At 36.1% G+C, this 13876-nt stretch carries 14 protein-coding genes; 1 reads left to right on the top strand and 13 read right to left on the bottom strand.

Annotated features, from left to right (window positions below; translation table 11 throughout):
- Positions 1 to 8: 8 nt before the first annotated feature.
- The 13 genes from BKP56_RS08235 to pdhA form a co-directional block, all read right to left on the bottom strand.
- Positions 9 to 506, bottom strand: coding sequence for a ComE operon protein 2 (locus tag BKP56_RS08235; RefSeq protein ID WP_072694618.1), 498 nt, complete (start codon positions 504 to 506; stop codon positions 9 to 11).
- Between the two features lie 92 nt (positions 507 to 598).
- Positions 599 to 1258: a helix-hairpin-helix domain-containing protein gene (locus BKP56_RS08230; RefSeq protein ID WP_072694617.1), complete on the bottom strand. Its 660-nt coding sequence runs from the start codon at positions 1256 to 1258 to the stop codon at positions 599 to 601.
- Positions 1259 to 1387: 129 nt separating this feature from the next.
- The gene (locus tag BKP56_RS08225; RefSeq protein WP_232226865.1) at positions 1388 to 2476 is read right to left on the bottom strand and encodes a SepM family pheromone-processing serine protease; all 1089 of its coding nucleotides are present in this window, start codon (positions 2474 to 2476) and stop codon (positions 1388 to 1390) included.
- Positions 2477 to 2492: 16 nt separating this feature from the next.
- Complete coding sequence (gene coaD, locus BKP56_RS08220) at positions 2493 to 2984, bottom strand: pantetheine-phosphate adenylyltransferase (RefSeq protein ID WP_072694616.1); 492 nt, start codon at positions 2982 to 2984, stop codon at positions 2493 to 2495.
- Positions 2981 to 3541: a 16S rRNA (guanine(966)-N(2))-methyltransferase RsmD gene (gene rsmD, locus BKP56_RS08215; protein ID WP_072694615.1), complete on the bottom strand. Its 561-nt coding sequence runs from the start codon at positions 3539 to 3541 to the stop codon at positions 2981 to 2983. The genes coaD and rsmD overlap by 4 nt, the downstream gene beginning before the upstream one ends.
- 8 nt (positions 3542 to 3549) lie before the next feature.
- Positions 3550 to 3885 carry a YlbG family protein gene (locus tag BKP56_RS08210; RefSeq protein ID WP_072694614.1) on the bottom strand — a complete coding sequence of 112 codons (336 nt, stop codon included), beginning with the start codon at positions 3883 to 3885 and terminating at the stop codon, positions 3550 to 3552.
- Between the two features lie 92 nt (positions 3886 to 3977).
- Positions 3978 to 4247, bottom strand: coding sequence for a DUF1507 family protein (locus BKP56_RS08205; protein WP_072694613.1), 270 nt, complete (start codon positions 4245 to 4247; stop codon positions 3978 to 3980).
- Between the two features lie 173 nt (positions 4248 to 4420).
- Positions 4421 to 6250, bottom strand: a complete 1830-nt coding sequence (gene typA, locus BKP56_RS08200; protein WP_072694612.1) for a translational GTPase TypA — start codon at positions 6248 to 6250, stop codon at positions 4421 to 4423.
- Between the two features lie 247 nt (positions 6251 to 6497).
- Positions 6498 to 7277: an inositol monophosphatase family protein gene (locus tag BKP56_RS08195; protein ID WP_072694611.1), complete on the bottom strand. Its 780-nt coding sequence runs from the start codon at positions 7275 to 7277 to the stop codon at positions 6498 to 6500.
- Between the two features lie 145 nt (positions 7278 to 7422).
- On the bottom strand, positions 7423 to 8829 hold the full coding sequence (lpdA, locus tag BKP56_RS08190; protein ID WP_072694610.1) for a dihydrolipoyl dehydrogenase: 1407 nt from the start codon (positions 8827 to 8829) through the stop codon (positions 7423 to 7425).
- 12 nt (positions 8830 to 8841) lie between these two features.
- Positions 8842 to 10485: a 2-oxo acid dehydrogenase subunit E2 gene (locus tag BKP56_RS08185; RefSeq protein WP_072694609.1), complete on the bottom strand. Its 1644-nt coding sequence runs from the start codon at positions 10483 to 10485 to the stop codon at positions 8842 to 8844.
- A 175-nt stretch (positions 10486 to 10660) separates the two neighbouring features.
- Positions 10661 to 11638 (bottom strand): alpha-ketoacid dehydrogenase subunit beta, encoded by a 978-nt coding sequence (locus BKP56_RS08180; protein WP_072694608.1) that lies wholly within the window; start codon positions 11636 to 11638, stop codon positions 10661 to 10663.
- Between the two features lie 2 nt (positions 11639 to 11640).
- Entirely contained in the window at positions 11641 to 12747 is a 1107-nt protein-coding gene (pdhA, locus tag BKP56_RS08175) for a pyruvate dehydrogenase (acetyl-transferring) E1 component subunit alpha (RefSeq protein WP_072694607.1), read from the bottom strand.
- 491 nt (positions 12748 to 13238) lie between these two features.
- On the opposite strand from pdhA, the gene def reads away from it, so the two are divergent.
- Positions 13239 to 13805, top strand: coding sequence for a peptide deformylase (gene def, locus BKP56_RS08170; RefSeq protein WP_072694606.1), 567 nt, complete (start codon positions 13239 to 13241; stop codon positions 13803 to 13805).
- Positions 13806 to 13876: the final 71 nt, after the last annotated feature.

Here is a 13876-nt window from a genome sequence, read left to right as displayed (position 1 = left end):
ATCTAGTTTTAACTATCTCTAATATCGGATGTTAGGTCTGCTTTATAATAATCTCCTATATTTTGAAATAAATCTTCAGGAACTGCCACCTGTTCTACTTTAATATTCGCTTGTTCTAAGAGTTTTAAAGCATAAGAATGATTATGGTAGTTTTTCAAAAAAAATATTTTTCGTATACCTGATTGAATAATGGTTTTTGTACATTGAAGACAAGGAAAATGCGTGATATAAATATCTGCTCCTTCAGTCTTCACTCCAAATTTTGCACATTGAAGTAAAGCATTCATCTCAGCATGCACTGTTCGTGCGCAGTGACCATCAATCAAATAGCATCCGTGTTCGCTACAGTGTACATCTCCACTTACAGATCCGTTATATCCGCCAGATATCACCCGCTTTTCTCTAACGATCGTAGCCCCTACTGATAATCTAGTACACGTACTCCTCATGGCCAGCAGCATACTTTGTGACATGAAATATTGATCCCATGGAATTCTATCTGTCATTTTTATTATTTCCTTTCAAATAAACAAATAATTTTATGAATAATTGTGTTTATAGTATACAAGAGTGTCAATCATGAATCAATTGCTCCTTTTTATTCCACCATAATGCTATCTTTAATATTTTCGAATATCTTATCTCCGATACCAGATACATTTTTAAGTTCTTCTAGTGATTTGAATAACCCGTTTTCTTCTCTATAGTCTACAATTGCTTGTGCTTTAGCCTCTCCAATACCGTTTAGTTCAACCAACTCCTTTTGCTCCGCTTGATTGATATTGATTTTTTCGCTATCCCCTTGTAATATTGGAATATTTATTTGATTTTCTTCTATAACTTCCTCTCCTTGAACCGGTATGTAGACCATCATCTGATCGGTTAGTAACAGTGCTTGGTTAATTGTTCGATCATCTGCATTCTCAGTGAATCCTCCTGCTTGTTCAACAGCATCAATCAGTCGATCTCCAGATTCAAGTTCATACACTCCAGGATGAACGATAGCTCCTTTTAATTCGATTATTAATTTACTTTCTGCTATTTCTTGATTTTCTTGCTGATTTTCATCTTCTGTATTCATATCTATCGCTTTTTCATTTTCAGTTACAAATTGTTCTATTGCATCGTCATTGGATTCAATTTTTTCTGGTACTTGTATAAATAAATATGATATTAATATTAAAATCAGTAAAGTTGAAATACTAAAATAGGTTGTCAATATTATATGCCCTTTTATCCATTCTATAACTTCTAACATGTACCCTCTCCTTTTGAGCAATCCTCCTATTATTATATATACTAGTCATTTGTTTAAGTTTCTGATTTTTTTATACAAAAAAGCCAGTAAAAGGATAGTTAATCCTTTACTGGCTTTAATTTCTTGATATTACGCTGCTAAGGCATCCACTTTCTGTTCTGGGTCAAAACGTGAACTGACAGGGCTCAATTGTTCCAGATATTTTATTGCATCATTAAATGTTTTAACAGGTACAATTTCCATATCTGTATCAATATCTTCCGCCGCTTCAACTGCAATTTCGTAATTTGATTTATAATCTGGATATTCCTCTTTCAAATCTGAATCTATTTCTTCATCTGGTGCAAAAAAGATTGTAGCACCTTCTTCATCTGCTGCTACAACTTTTTTGTCAATACCACCGATTGGTCCAATAGTTCCATCCTCAGAAATCGTTCCCGTACCTGCAATTATATGTCCCGCTCTTAAATTTGTGTCTGTGACCATAGAATAAACTTGCAGTGAATACATCAATCCGGCAGAAGGTCCTCCAATTTCTCCAGAATGTATTACAACTTCTGGATCCGTTTCAACGCTAGATTGGTCTACAAGGGAAATACCTATTCCTGGCTCTCCAGTCTCTTCAAGTTCAATCAAGTCTCCTTTAGAAACATATTCAATGCCATCACGTTCATATTTTATTGATACAGTCTGTCCAACTTCCAAATTTTTAATATAATCCATAAACTCTTCTGTATTCTCAAATTTGAGATCATCTACTTCAGTGATTATATCTCCCATCTGTAATTTTCCAGCAAAACTCGAGTTTTCCGTAACACTCATTACATAGACACCTTTATATTCTAAGTCATAAGGTAGCCCTGCTGCATCAAATGCAGCTACTATAGCTGAATGAATTGAGCTTTCCATATAATAGCTCTGTAAAGTGTTATACTCTTCATAGTCCTCTATATCCCCGAATAACTCTGTCTCAGATACGACATCATTATAAGGAAGAAATTGAAATAAGTAAGTAAAGGGAGTTGCTTGAAGGATTTCAACAGTAGTCATCATAAACTTTCCTGGTTCACTAGAGTACTCTCCTTCAACCTCAATCATTGGATCTAGATCTTCTGCGCTACCAGGACGCTCAATATAATAAGGAATCGGTCTTAAAAACAAAAAATAAAATACTACGAAAAGGAGTAGACCTTTAATCCAAAATGAGATTTTTTTCAATCGTTTTACCTACTTTCTATTTTGCATAAATATTTTTCATTTTATTAAGTATATCTGCGGGAACTAATCCCTCAGCATTACCTCCAAATTTAACTACTTCTTTTATCAGAGAAGAGCTAATAAAACGGTACTTTTCATCGGCTATTAGAAAAACCGTATCAATTTCAGGAGCCTGGACTTTATTCATTGCTGCAATATCCATCTCATATTCCATATCTTTTACTGAACGAATACCGCGTATCATTGCAGTTGCCTTAAGTTCTTTTACTAAATCAACAGTTAATCCACCCTGATGCTTAATCACTTTGATATTGCTCTTTTCAGTCTTATTTATGACTTGAGTAATCATATCAACTTTATCATCAACATCAAACAAGGACTTTTTTGATATATTATCACTTACGGTTATAATAACCTCGTCGAATAGCTCGGCTCCTCGCAATGTAATGTTTAGATGCCCAAAAGTAAAAGGGTCGAAACTTCCGGCATATACTGCTTTCTTTTTCACTGGTTTCCTCCTGTTTGGTATACAGTTATTTTCGTTGTGCCATAAATTTTCTGCTTCACCATTTTAACATTGAACAAATGGCTAGGTAATTCTACTGCCTTATCTGTTTCACACATAATTACTGCATTTGAACGGAGTAATGACCGCTTGTGCAATATTTCAATAATCGAAATGATTTCTTGTGTTGCATATGGGGGATCCAGCAGTACTAAATCAAATTTTTTACCTTGAGATTCCAATTCTACTATAGCTTGATGATCTTTCTTTTTCAAAACTGTGAATTTTTCTGGTTCTTTTGTCATTTCAACATTCTCATTTATAACCTTAATGGCTTTATAGTTCATATCTACTAAAACTGCTTCATCCATCCCTCTGGAAACTGCTTCAATTCCAAGCGATCCACTTCCTGAATATAAATCTAATGCACTCCCACCATCAAAGTAAGGACCCAAGATGTGGAAAACTGATTCTTTGATTTTATCTGTAGTTGGTCTAGTTTTATTTCCTGGAACAGCTTTCAATGGTCTGCCACCATATTCACCTGATATTACTCGCATAATTTACCTCAGTTCCAGTTGGAAGAAAGCTGATTGAATATTGATATCTCTTTGCTTTCTTCTTCTTTTTTTCTTTGCTTAGCCAAAACTTTTACCTCATCAAGTATACCCTCATATGTTTTAGGAAGATCACACTGATAACATTCTTCGACCTTGCGAACAAAATGCTGTTTTGCCAAACTAGCTTGTACAGAATCTTTATCTTTTTTATCTACATAAACAATTGCGTAATTCATTTTTTTTGAAATATAATGAACTAATCCATATCTTTTAAGTTTATTTATATATTTAGTTGTATAAACCCAAACGACTATTCCAGTTCTTTCGTGTTCAGACGTCAACATTTCTAATCTCTCCTCAAATCATATCATTTCACTTATTATAACAAAAAAATCCACTCAGCATGAGAGGATTTTTAATGAATACAATCTAATCGCTAATTCATTTCTTCGAAAGCATCATTCATAAGATCATTGAGATGTTTTTCTAATTCACTCAACATGAGATGACCTTCTTCTTCTTTAATCATTTTCATTGTAACCGCAAATTCTATTTTTTTTGAAAAACCAAACATTTGTGTATCAATAACTTCTTCAAAAGCAGGACATGTAACACAGAGGTGCTTTTGGCTTTCGATCAATCGCGATATTTTATTAGCATCTTCAAGTAAGACATCTTTTGCTATTATATTTTGTAAGTCATTCACCAATTAGCCCCCTCTATTTACTTTAGTAATTGTATTATATCATAAAAGCGTTGTTAGACAACCCATCTCATCAGTATACTTACCTATGATCGGATTACTTTAAAAATATCTATAAAAAAATAACAGATTTAAAGGGTGGCCACCCTTTGATCTGCTATTTTTATAATATAAATTTATTTAGATTTTTTACCAGCTTTTTCACGTAAGTTTTTATCTAGAATTTTTTTACGTAAGCGAATTGATTCTGGGGTTACTTCACAATACTCATCTTCAGCTAAGAATTCTAGAGATTCTTCAAGAGTAAGGATACGCGGCCGTTTGATAACGTTTGTTTGATCCTTATTTGCTGAACGAACATTCGTTTTTTGTTTTTCTTTAGTTAAGTTTACAGACAAATCGTTATCACGATTATGTTGTCCAACGATCATACCAGCATAAACTTCTGTACCAGGTTCTACAAAGATAACACCACGATCTTCTAAGTTCATGATACCATAAGTTGTAGCTGTACCATTTTCCATAGAAACAAGAGCACCATTACGACGTTCTCCTGCTCCACCAGCAATCATAGGCAGATATTGATCAAAGGTGTGGTTCAAAATACCATAACCACGGGTCATTGATAAAAATTCATTTGTAAATCCAATCAATCCACGGGCTGGTGCCAAGAAGATTAATCGAACTTGTCCATTTCCAGTATGAATCATATCTTGCATTTCTGCTTTACGTTGACCTAAGTTTTCAATAACAGATCCCATATATTCTTCAGGAGTATCAATTTGAACACGTTCAAAAGGTTCATGTTTTTTACCATTAATTTCTCTTATAATAACTTCTGGTCGAGATACTTGTAATTCATAACCTTCACGACGTAAGTTTTCAATCAAGATTGATAAATGTAACTCACCACGACCTGAGACGATCCATGCATCTGGAGAATCAGTTGGATCTACACGTAAAGATACATCAGTCTGTAATTCCATATTCAATCTTTCATTCAATTTACTTGAAGTAACCCATTTACCTTCACGACCAGCAAATGGAGAGTTATTGACCAAGAAAGTCATTTGTAATGTTGGTTCATCAATACGTAATATAGGTAGTGGATCTACGTGATCCACAGGGGTTACTGTTTCCCCAACGAAGATATCTTCAAACCCAGATACAGCAATCAAATCACCAGCTTGAGCTGATTGAATCTCATCACGTTTCAATCCGAAGAATCCAAATAATTTAGTTACTCGGAAGTTTTTAGTTGAACCATCGAGTTTACTTAAAGTAACATTGTCTCCCACTTTGATTGTCCCACGGAATACGCGACCGATCCCTATACGTCCTACATAATCATTATAGTCTAATAAAGAAACTTGGAATTGTAATGGTTCATCGCTATTATCTACTGGAGCAGGAATTTCTTTGATGATTGTTTCAAATACCGGGTCCATTGTATCGTGCTGCTCTTCAGGATCATCGGAGTAGCTACTTGTTCCATTCAATGCTGATGCATAAAGTACAGGGAATTCTAATTGTTCTTCATCTGCATCTAGTTCAATCAATAAGTCTAACACTTCGTCCAGAACTTCTTTAGGACGTGCAGTGGGCTTATCAATTTTATTCACTACAACGATTGGACGCAATTTTTGTTCTAATGCCTTTTTTAGTACAAAACGTGTTTGAGGCATTGTACCTTCATATGCATCGACAACTAAGATTACGCCATCAACCATTTTCATAATACGCTCAACTTCTCCACCAAAGTCAGCATGTCCAGGGGTATCCAAAATATTAATATGGGTATCTTTGTATTTTACAGCTGTGTTTTTAGCAAGAATTGTAATGCCACGTTCTTTTTCAAGATCATTTGAATCCATCGCACGCTCATCCAGTTTATTATGAGCATCTAAGGTATCAGACTGCTTCAAAAGTTCATCAACCAGTGTTGTTTTACCATGGTCAACGTGAGCAATAATTGCAATATTACGAATGTCATTTCTAATTTTCATTTAATCGTTCACTCCTTAATTACTACGGTGATAACTTCTCTATTTATGCTACAGTTTTGAATCATCCAACTATTGGATTTGCAAAGAATCTTTTTATAGTTCATTCATTAAGATAGATTTTTCACACAAAAAAACACCTATTCTTGGTGTGACTTCGACGCAAGAATAAATGCTTAAGTCATTGGACCTGTTTGTTCCACTTCTTATTATAACAGTAATTTTCAGAAAAACACAATCTTTTTTCAAACTATTTTGAATTAGCTGTCACAATTTCGTCGAAGGCTTTTACTGTTGAGAAAATAGTTTTATTTCTATTTAACAAATCAACTTCTGATCCATCAAATTGTGATACTTTAAATCCTACTTCCTCTATCATTACCTTGCCAGGTGCAATATCCCATGGACTTAATTTGGAAGCCATGTAAGCAATCACGTTCCCTTTAAGTAACTCAATAATTTCTAAACCTGCAGAACCTAGCATACGTACTCCCATTGACTTACCAGCAATTTTTCTATATTCAGCAAACTGATCCTGGGTCATGAGTTGACTGTTAGTAGCCACTAAACCTGCGGAAAGAGATTTGTTTTCAGGTGATTTCACTGGTTGACCGTTGCAATAGACACCCATACCTTTGATTGCATGATACAATTTGTCTTTGCAGACATCGTAAATATAGCCTTGAACCCCAACGCCATCTTCATACACTCCTACCATAACAGCAAAGTTTTCTTGTTGCAAAACATAATTAAGCGTACCGTCAATTGGATCAACAAACCAAACTGTACCCTTTAAATCTTTCAGATCATCTCCAAACCCCTCTTCTCCACAAATACGATCTTCTGGAAATTCGGCTCTAATTTTATTTGTCAATTCTTCTTCAATTTCTTTATCCATATTTGTTACTAGATCATTACGAGCAGACTTTTCTTCTACTTTCAGACTTTCTTCTTTTGCTAGTTCAATAGATTCAGCAGCTTCTTTAATCCACTGCTTAATCAGCTTATCACGTTTCTGTACTGTAGACATACTATTTTATCCCCTTTTGTTTTGATTACTTTAATTGTATAAGATATCGAAATAGGTTTCAAAGTATATGTCATTACTTCAATATGTATAAAGAAAAATCGAGTGAGGATTATATCCAACACTCGATTTACTCTTAAAAACTTAATTACATATGAATAGGCATGCCTAAAGCAGCCTCAGCAGCATCCATTACTGTCTCACCTAGTGAAGGGTGACCATGGATTGTCAAAGCGATATCTTCAGCATTCATGCCGCTTTCAACCGCTAATCCAAGTTCAGCAATTACATCTGATGCGTTGATTCCAGCTACTTGAGCTCCGACGATTACATTGTCTTCTTTAGTAGTAATTAGACGGACAAAGCCTTCTGCTGCATCAAGTGATAATGCACGACCATTTCCAGCAAGAGGGAATTTAGACGCTTTAACCTGCATTCCTTTATCTTTAGCTTCTGATTCCGTTAATCCAACAGAAGCGATTTCTGGATCAGTGAAGGCAACAGCTGGCAGCGCACGGTAATCCACTGCAACTTTTTTCCCAGATATTGCTTCAGCAGCAATTTTGGCTTCATAACTAGCTTTATGTGCTAGCGCTGCTCCAGGAACAACATCACCAATAGCAAAAACACTCTTGATGTTTGTACGTCCTTGATTGTCAACTTCAATCAAACCACGATCAGAAACATTAACCCCAACTTGTTCTAAACCAAGTTCATCAGTATTTGGACGACGACCTACAGTGACCAATACATAATCAACATCAATAGATTCTTCTTTTCCGTTAACTTCATATTTAACTGTTACGCCATTATCGGTAGTTATAGCTTCTTTAGCCATAGCCTTCGTTACAATATTAACGCCATGTTTCTTAAAGTTCTTCTCAACTAATTTAACCATATCTTTGTCAAATCCGTTAAGAATTGCTGGAAGTCCTTCAAGAATTGTAATTTCAGCACCTAAGTTAGCATAAACTCCAGCTAATTCAGATCCAATATATCCTCCACCAACGATGACCATTTTCTTAGGTACTTCCGTTAATGCTAACGCACCAGTTGAGTCTAGTACACGTTCGCTGAATTTGAATCCAGGAATTTCAACAGGACGACTACCAGTTGCAATGATAGCATTGTTGAAAGAATAAGTCTGAGCACTATCTTCTCCCATAACACGTAAAGTATGCTCATCATTAAAGAAAGCTTCTCCTCTAAGAATTTCAACTTTATTCTTTTTAAGCAACATTTCAATTCCGCCAGTTAAGCGGTCTACAACTTGTGTTTGTTTCCATTCTTGAGTTTTTGCAAAGTCAAGCGTTACATTTTCAGTTGTGATACCAAATGCTTTTGAATCTAATGATTCTTGATATTTGTGTCCAGCAGAAATCAATGCTTTAGAAGGAATACATCCAACGTTCAAACATGTTCCACCAATTAATTCTCTCTCAACAATGGCAACTTTTTGTCCCATTTGAGCGGCACGGATAGCAGCAACGTAGCCACCAGGTCCAGAGCCGATTACAACTGTGTCTAATTCAATTGCGAAATCTCCTACAACCATTTAAACTTCACCTTAGCCTTCCATTAATAATAAATCTGGGTCTGCCAATAATTTTTTCAATTCGTTCATTGCTGCTTGTCCTGTAGCACCATCAATAATACGGTGGTCAAATACAAGTGACAATGGAAGCATTGGAGCTGCAACGATTTCACCTTCAGCGTTAACGATTGGTTTCTTGAATGAACGTCCAACTCCTAAAATAGCCACTTCTGGATGGTTAATGATTGGTGTAAAGAATTGACCATTCACTGAACCGATATTAGAAATTGAGATTGATCCGTCAGCCATATCGCTTCCTTTAAGTTTTCCATCATGAGCTTTAGCTGCTAAATCATTGATTTCGTCAGCAATATCAAATACTGACTTAGTATTTGCATCTTGAACAACTGGAACATATAGTCCTTGTTCAGTATCTGCAGCAATACCAATGTTAAAGTAGTTTTTGTAAACAACTTCATCAGTAGTATCATCAATTGATGCATTAAGTGCTGGGTATTTTTTCATAACTGAAATCAGAGCTTTAACAACGTAAGGTAAGAAAGTTAATTTAGTTCCTCTTTCAGCAGCAATTGCTTTGAATTTAGTACGGTGTTCAATAACTTTTGTAAAGTCAACTTCATCAAACAATGCTACTGAAGGAATTGTTAATGTACTATTAACCATTGCTTTAGCGATTGCTTTACGAGTTGTAGTCATTTTCTCACGAGTTTCCTGATCTGAACGACCAGATTTAAACGGTTTAGCGTCAGCTGAAACAGTTTTAGCTGTTCCTGATGATGCAGTTGTTTTAGCACTTGATTGTGTTGCTTCTTCTTTAGTTGATGAAGTTTTTTCAGATACAGTAGCCCCACCGCCAGATACAAAGTTATCGATATCTTCACGAGTAGTACGTCCGCCTTTACCTGTAGCTTCTACAGCACTAATATCAACGTCTTTTTCACGAGCATATTGACGAACAGAAGGCATAGCAAGTACACGTTTATCAGGGTTTGAAGTTTTGACGACTTCTCCTGAAGTTGCGCCTTCAGAACCAGCTGGATCATTTTTCTTAGTTCCTGCTGCTGCATCTGATGAAGTTTCTTGAGTATCTTCAGATACGTGTCCTTCTGCAGCGATTTCTACAATTGGATCTCCTACAGCTGCTACTGTTCCTGGTTCAACTAAGAATTTTTGAATTGTTCCGTCAACAGGTGCTGCTAATTCTTCTACTGATTTATCATTTTGGATTTCAGCAATTGAATCGCCTTCTTCTACTGTGTCTCCTTCAGAAACTAACCAGCTGACGATTTCACCTTCTGCCATTCCTTCCCCTACATCGGGTAACTTGAATGTGAATGTTCCAGTTGAAGAACCTTTTGCTTCAGATTTTTGTTCTGTAGAAGCTGGAACTTCTGCATCACTTTCTTCGGATTCATGTCCCTCAGCATCGATTTCTACAATTGGATCGCCTACAGCTGCTACTGTTCCTGGCTCAACTAAGAATTTCTTGATTGTTCCGTCAACAGGTGCTGCTAATTCTTCTACTGATTTATCATTTTGGATTTCAGCTATTGAATCGCCTTCTTCTACTGTGTCTCCTTCAGAAACTAACCAGCTGACGATTTCACCTTCTGCCATTCCTTCCCCTACATCAGGGAGTTTAAATGTAAAAGCCATGTTTGCGCTCTTCCCTTCTTAATTAATGATTTTTAGTCATTTAAAGTTTAAGATTTACTGCGTATATAACAATAGGAAGAAAAACCAATACAGACAAATTGAATTCTGAACCAATTTTTCTCCTTTGTTGATTGATTATTAACTTATTCTAGTTAAATGAAAGATTTTATTAAATTTAAAAATTAATCGCTTTGTTAATAGCTTCAGTGATATCATCTGCACTTGGTAACCAAGTGTTTTCAGCTTGACCAAATGGATAAACAGTATCAGGTGCAGAAACAAATCCGATTGGTGCTTCAAGAGAAAGAACTGAACGTTGTGAAACTTCAGAAATCACAGTGTTCCCCACGCCGGCTTGACGTTGAGCTTCTTGTACCATAACCATACGACCTGTTTTTTCAACAGATGCTACAACTGTTTCATAATCGATTGGTGAAACTGTACGTAAATCAACAACTTCTACAGAAACGCCGTCTTTTTCTAAGTTTTCAGCTGCTTTTAATGCTTCACGAACCATATATCCGTAAGCGACAACTGTTACATCAGTACCTTCTTTAGCTACTGCTGCTTTACCAATTGGAACAGTGTATTGTTCTTCAGGAACTTCATCACGGAATGAACGGTAAAGTTTCATGTGCTCTAAGAAAACAACAGGATCGTTATCACGAATAGCTGAAGTCAATAATCCTTTTGCATCATATGGGTTTGAAGGAATAACTACTTTCAATCCAGGAGCTTGAGCCATCAAACCTTCTAAGCTGTCCGCATGCATCTCAGGAGTGTGGACTCCACCACCGAATGGAGAACGAACAACTACTGGCATGTTCATTTTTCCACCCATACGATAGCGAGTACGTGAGATTTGTCCCACGATTGAATCCATTACTTCAAATACAAATCCAAAGAATTGGATTTCGGCAACTGGACGGAATCCTTGTACAGCTAAACCGAATGCCATACCACCGATACCTGATTCAGCAAGCGGAGTATCATTAACTCTATCTTCACCATGTGTATCATAAAGACCTTGAGTCGCACGGAAAACTCCTCCGTTTTTACCAACATCTTCTCCGAATATCAAGACTTTTTCATCACGAGCTAATTCTTGATCTAAAGCTTCAGTGATTGCTTGAATCATTGTTAGATTCGCCATGCTTATTTACTCTCCTTTGCTTGGTATTTCTCAATTTGTTCTTTAATGTTTTGACCTGGTGCGTCATACATACTTTCTAAGAATTTAGAGATTTTCATTTTTGGTGCTTGGTCTGCTTCTTTAGCAGCTTGTTTGATTTCTTCTTTAGTTTGTGTAATCAATTCTTCTTCACGTTCTGTAGACCAAAGTCCTTTTTCAGTTAAGAAGTTACGGAAACGAATTAATGGATCACGTTGTTCCCAGTAATCGAAAGATTCTTGTTCACGATAACGAGTTGGGTCATCTCCAGAAGTTGAGTGAGGACCGAAACGAGAAGTGATTGTTTCAATTAGTACCGGACCATTTCCAGCTGCTGCCCACTCACGAGCTTGTTTAGATACAGCGTAAACCGCCAATGGATCCATACCATCAACTTGGATACCAGGAATACCGGCTGCTGCAGCTTTTTGTGCTAATGCTTTAGCTGCTGATTGTTTTTCACGAGGTGTTGAAATTGCATAACCATTATTTTGAATATAGAAAACAATAGGCGCTTTGTAACGTCCAGCAAAGTTCATACCTTCATAAACATCACCTTGTGAAGATCCACCATCACCAGTATAGGTAAATGTTACTTGATCTTCTTTTCCAGCTAATTTTTGCCCTACTGCGTTACCCATTGCTTGAATGTATTGCGCACCAATAATGATTTGAGGTGGAATTGCATTCAAATCTTCCGGATAATTGTTTCCTTCTACATGTCCACGTGACCACAAGAAAGCTTGTGATACAGGCAAACCATGTTGGATTAACTGAGGTACATCACGATAACCAGGGTATAACCAATCTGTTTTTTTGAACGCGAAGTGACTTGCTAATTGAGAAGCTTCTTGTCCCATTGTAGGTGCATAGAATCCTAACCGTCCTTGACGAGCTAATGCCATAGAGCGATCATGTAACACACGTGACCACACCATTCTTTCCATTAATTCTACTAACTCTTCATCTGATAAATCAGGCATAATGTCTTCATTTACGACTTTACCGTCTTTATCAAGAATCTGAACCATAGGAAACGAAGCTTCAATTGAACCTAGTAGTGCTTCGTAATCAACTGGTTGCTTTGCCATAGACTACCCATTCCTCTCTTATAATTAAAAGTTTTATTTTATTTGAAACAGCATTGAATTACTGTATCAATTTTCTCGATTCCTTCTTAAATTTACCATGCATCCACTGACTTTGCAAGCAATATCATATAACATAATGCTTATAAACATTGATGCATCAATGAAATCGAACACTTTGTGATTGTGCGAACTATCCAAGTGTTTCATTACTTTCCCAATAAAAAACTCTTCATATTAAAATAAATAGTGATACAGACTTTAAAACTGTTATATAATATCATTGTTTTTTATTAATGTGTTTTTCTGATTTTCACAAAGACTGATTATGTGATTGGATTCACTAAACGATTGAAATAATTTTATTTTATTCCTTACGCGCTTATCTAATTATTTAAATCAAGTAATTGCTACGTGCATTATCGCTTGAAAACTGCTAAAATAGTTAGGATAGGTCATACTCTCATCAGATTAACTAATAAGGAGTGTTTGCTTTGATTACTATGGATGATATTATCCGTGAAGGACATCCTACTTTAAGAAAAATAGCAAAAGACGTAAAATTACCATTAACTCAAGAACTAGTACAGTTAGCGGAAGATATGTTACAGTTTTTGAAAAATAGTCAAGATCCAGAAATTGCAGAGAAATTCGAATTACGCGGAGGTGTCGGCATTGCTGCTCCTCAAGTGAATGTTTCCAGCCGCTTATTAGCTGTACATGTACCTTCCAGTGATGAAGAATCGGATGAGCCTGAATTTAGTGGCGTGCTGATCAATCCCAAAATCATCAGCCATTCCGTTCAACAGACTTGTTTACCTGATGGTGAAGGCTGTTTATCTGTTGACCGCGAGGTTCCTGGAATAGTACCACGTCATAAGAGAATTACGGTAGAGTATTATGATATAGATGGTATAAAGCATAAAGAGCGATTAAGAGGCTATCCTGCTATAGTCGTTCAACACGAGATTGATCATTTAAACGGGATCATGTTCTATGATCGTATAGATCCTGAAAACCCTCTTGCTCTGCCTGATGGTATAGATATTCTGGGAGCATAGTAAATAAAAAGCTGAGATAATTTCGTTTTAACCTGTATAGAAGAAACGAGTCTTTTTATAGGTTAAAACGC

The organism is Marinilactibacillus sp. 15R, from assembly GCF_001895285.1.
Taxonomy (GTDB): domain Bacteria; phylum Bacillota; class Bacilli; order Lactobacillales; family Carnobacteriaceae_A; genus Marinilactibacillus; species Marinilactibacillus piezotolerans.
This window is presented reverse-complemented; position numbering and strand designations above follow the sequence as displayed.

Bases quoted from the DNA above. Each gene is read 5' to 3' on its own strand.
- BKP56_RS08235 (WP_072694618.1), bottom strand. From the start codon at position 506: ATGACAGATAGAATTCCATGGGATCAATATTTCATGTCACAAAGTATG.
- BKP56_RS08230 (WP_072694617.1), bottom strand. From the start codon at position 1,258: ATGTTAGAAGTTATAGAATGGATAAAAGGGCATATAATATTGACAACC.
- rsmD (WP_072694615.1), bottom strand. From the start codon at position 3,541: ATGCGAGTAATATCAGGTGAATATGGTGGCAGACCATTGAAAGCTGTT.
- BKP56_RS08210 (WP_072694614.1), bottom strand. From the start codon at position 3,885: ATGTTGACGTCTGAACACGAAAGAACTGGAATAGTCGTTTGGGTTTAT.
- typA (WP_072694612.1), bottom strand. From the start codon at position 6,250: ATGAAAATTAGAAATGACATTCGTAATATTGCAATTATTGCTCACGTT.
- BKP56_RS08195 (WP_072694611.1), bottom strand. From the start codon at position 7,277: ATGTCTACAGTACAGAAACGTGATAAGCTGATTAAGCAGTGGATTAAA.
- lpdA (WP_072694610.1), bottom strand. From the start codon at position 8,829: ATGGTTGTAGGAGATTTCGCAATTGAATTAGACACAGTTGTAATCGGC.
- BKP56_RS08185 (WP_072694609.1), bottom strand. From the start codon at position 10,485: ATGGCTTTTACATTTAAACTCCCTGATGTAGGGGAAGGAATGGCAGAA.
- BKP56_RS08180 (WP_072694608.1), bottom strand. From the start codon at position 11,638: ATGGCGAATCTAACAATGATTCAAGCAATCACTGAAGCTTTAGATCAA.
- pdhA (WP_072694607.1), bottom strand. From the start codon at position 12,747: ATGGCAAAGCAACCAGTTGATTACGAAGCACTACTAGGTTCAATTGAA.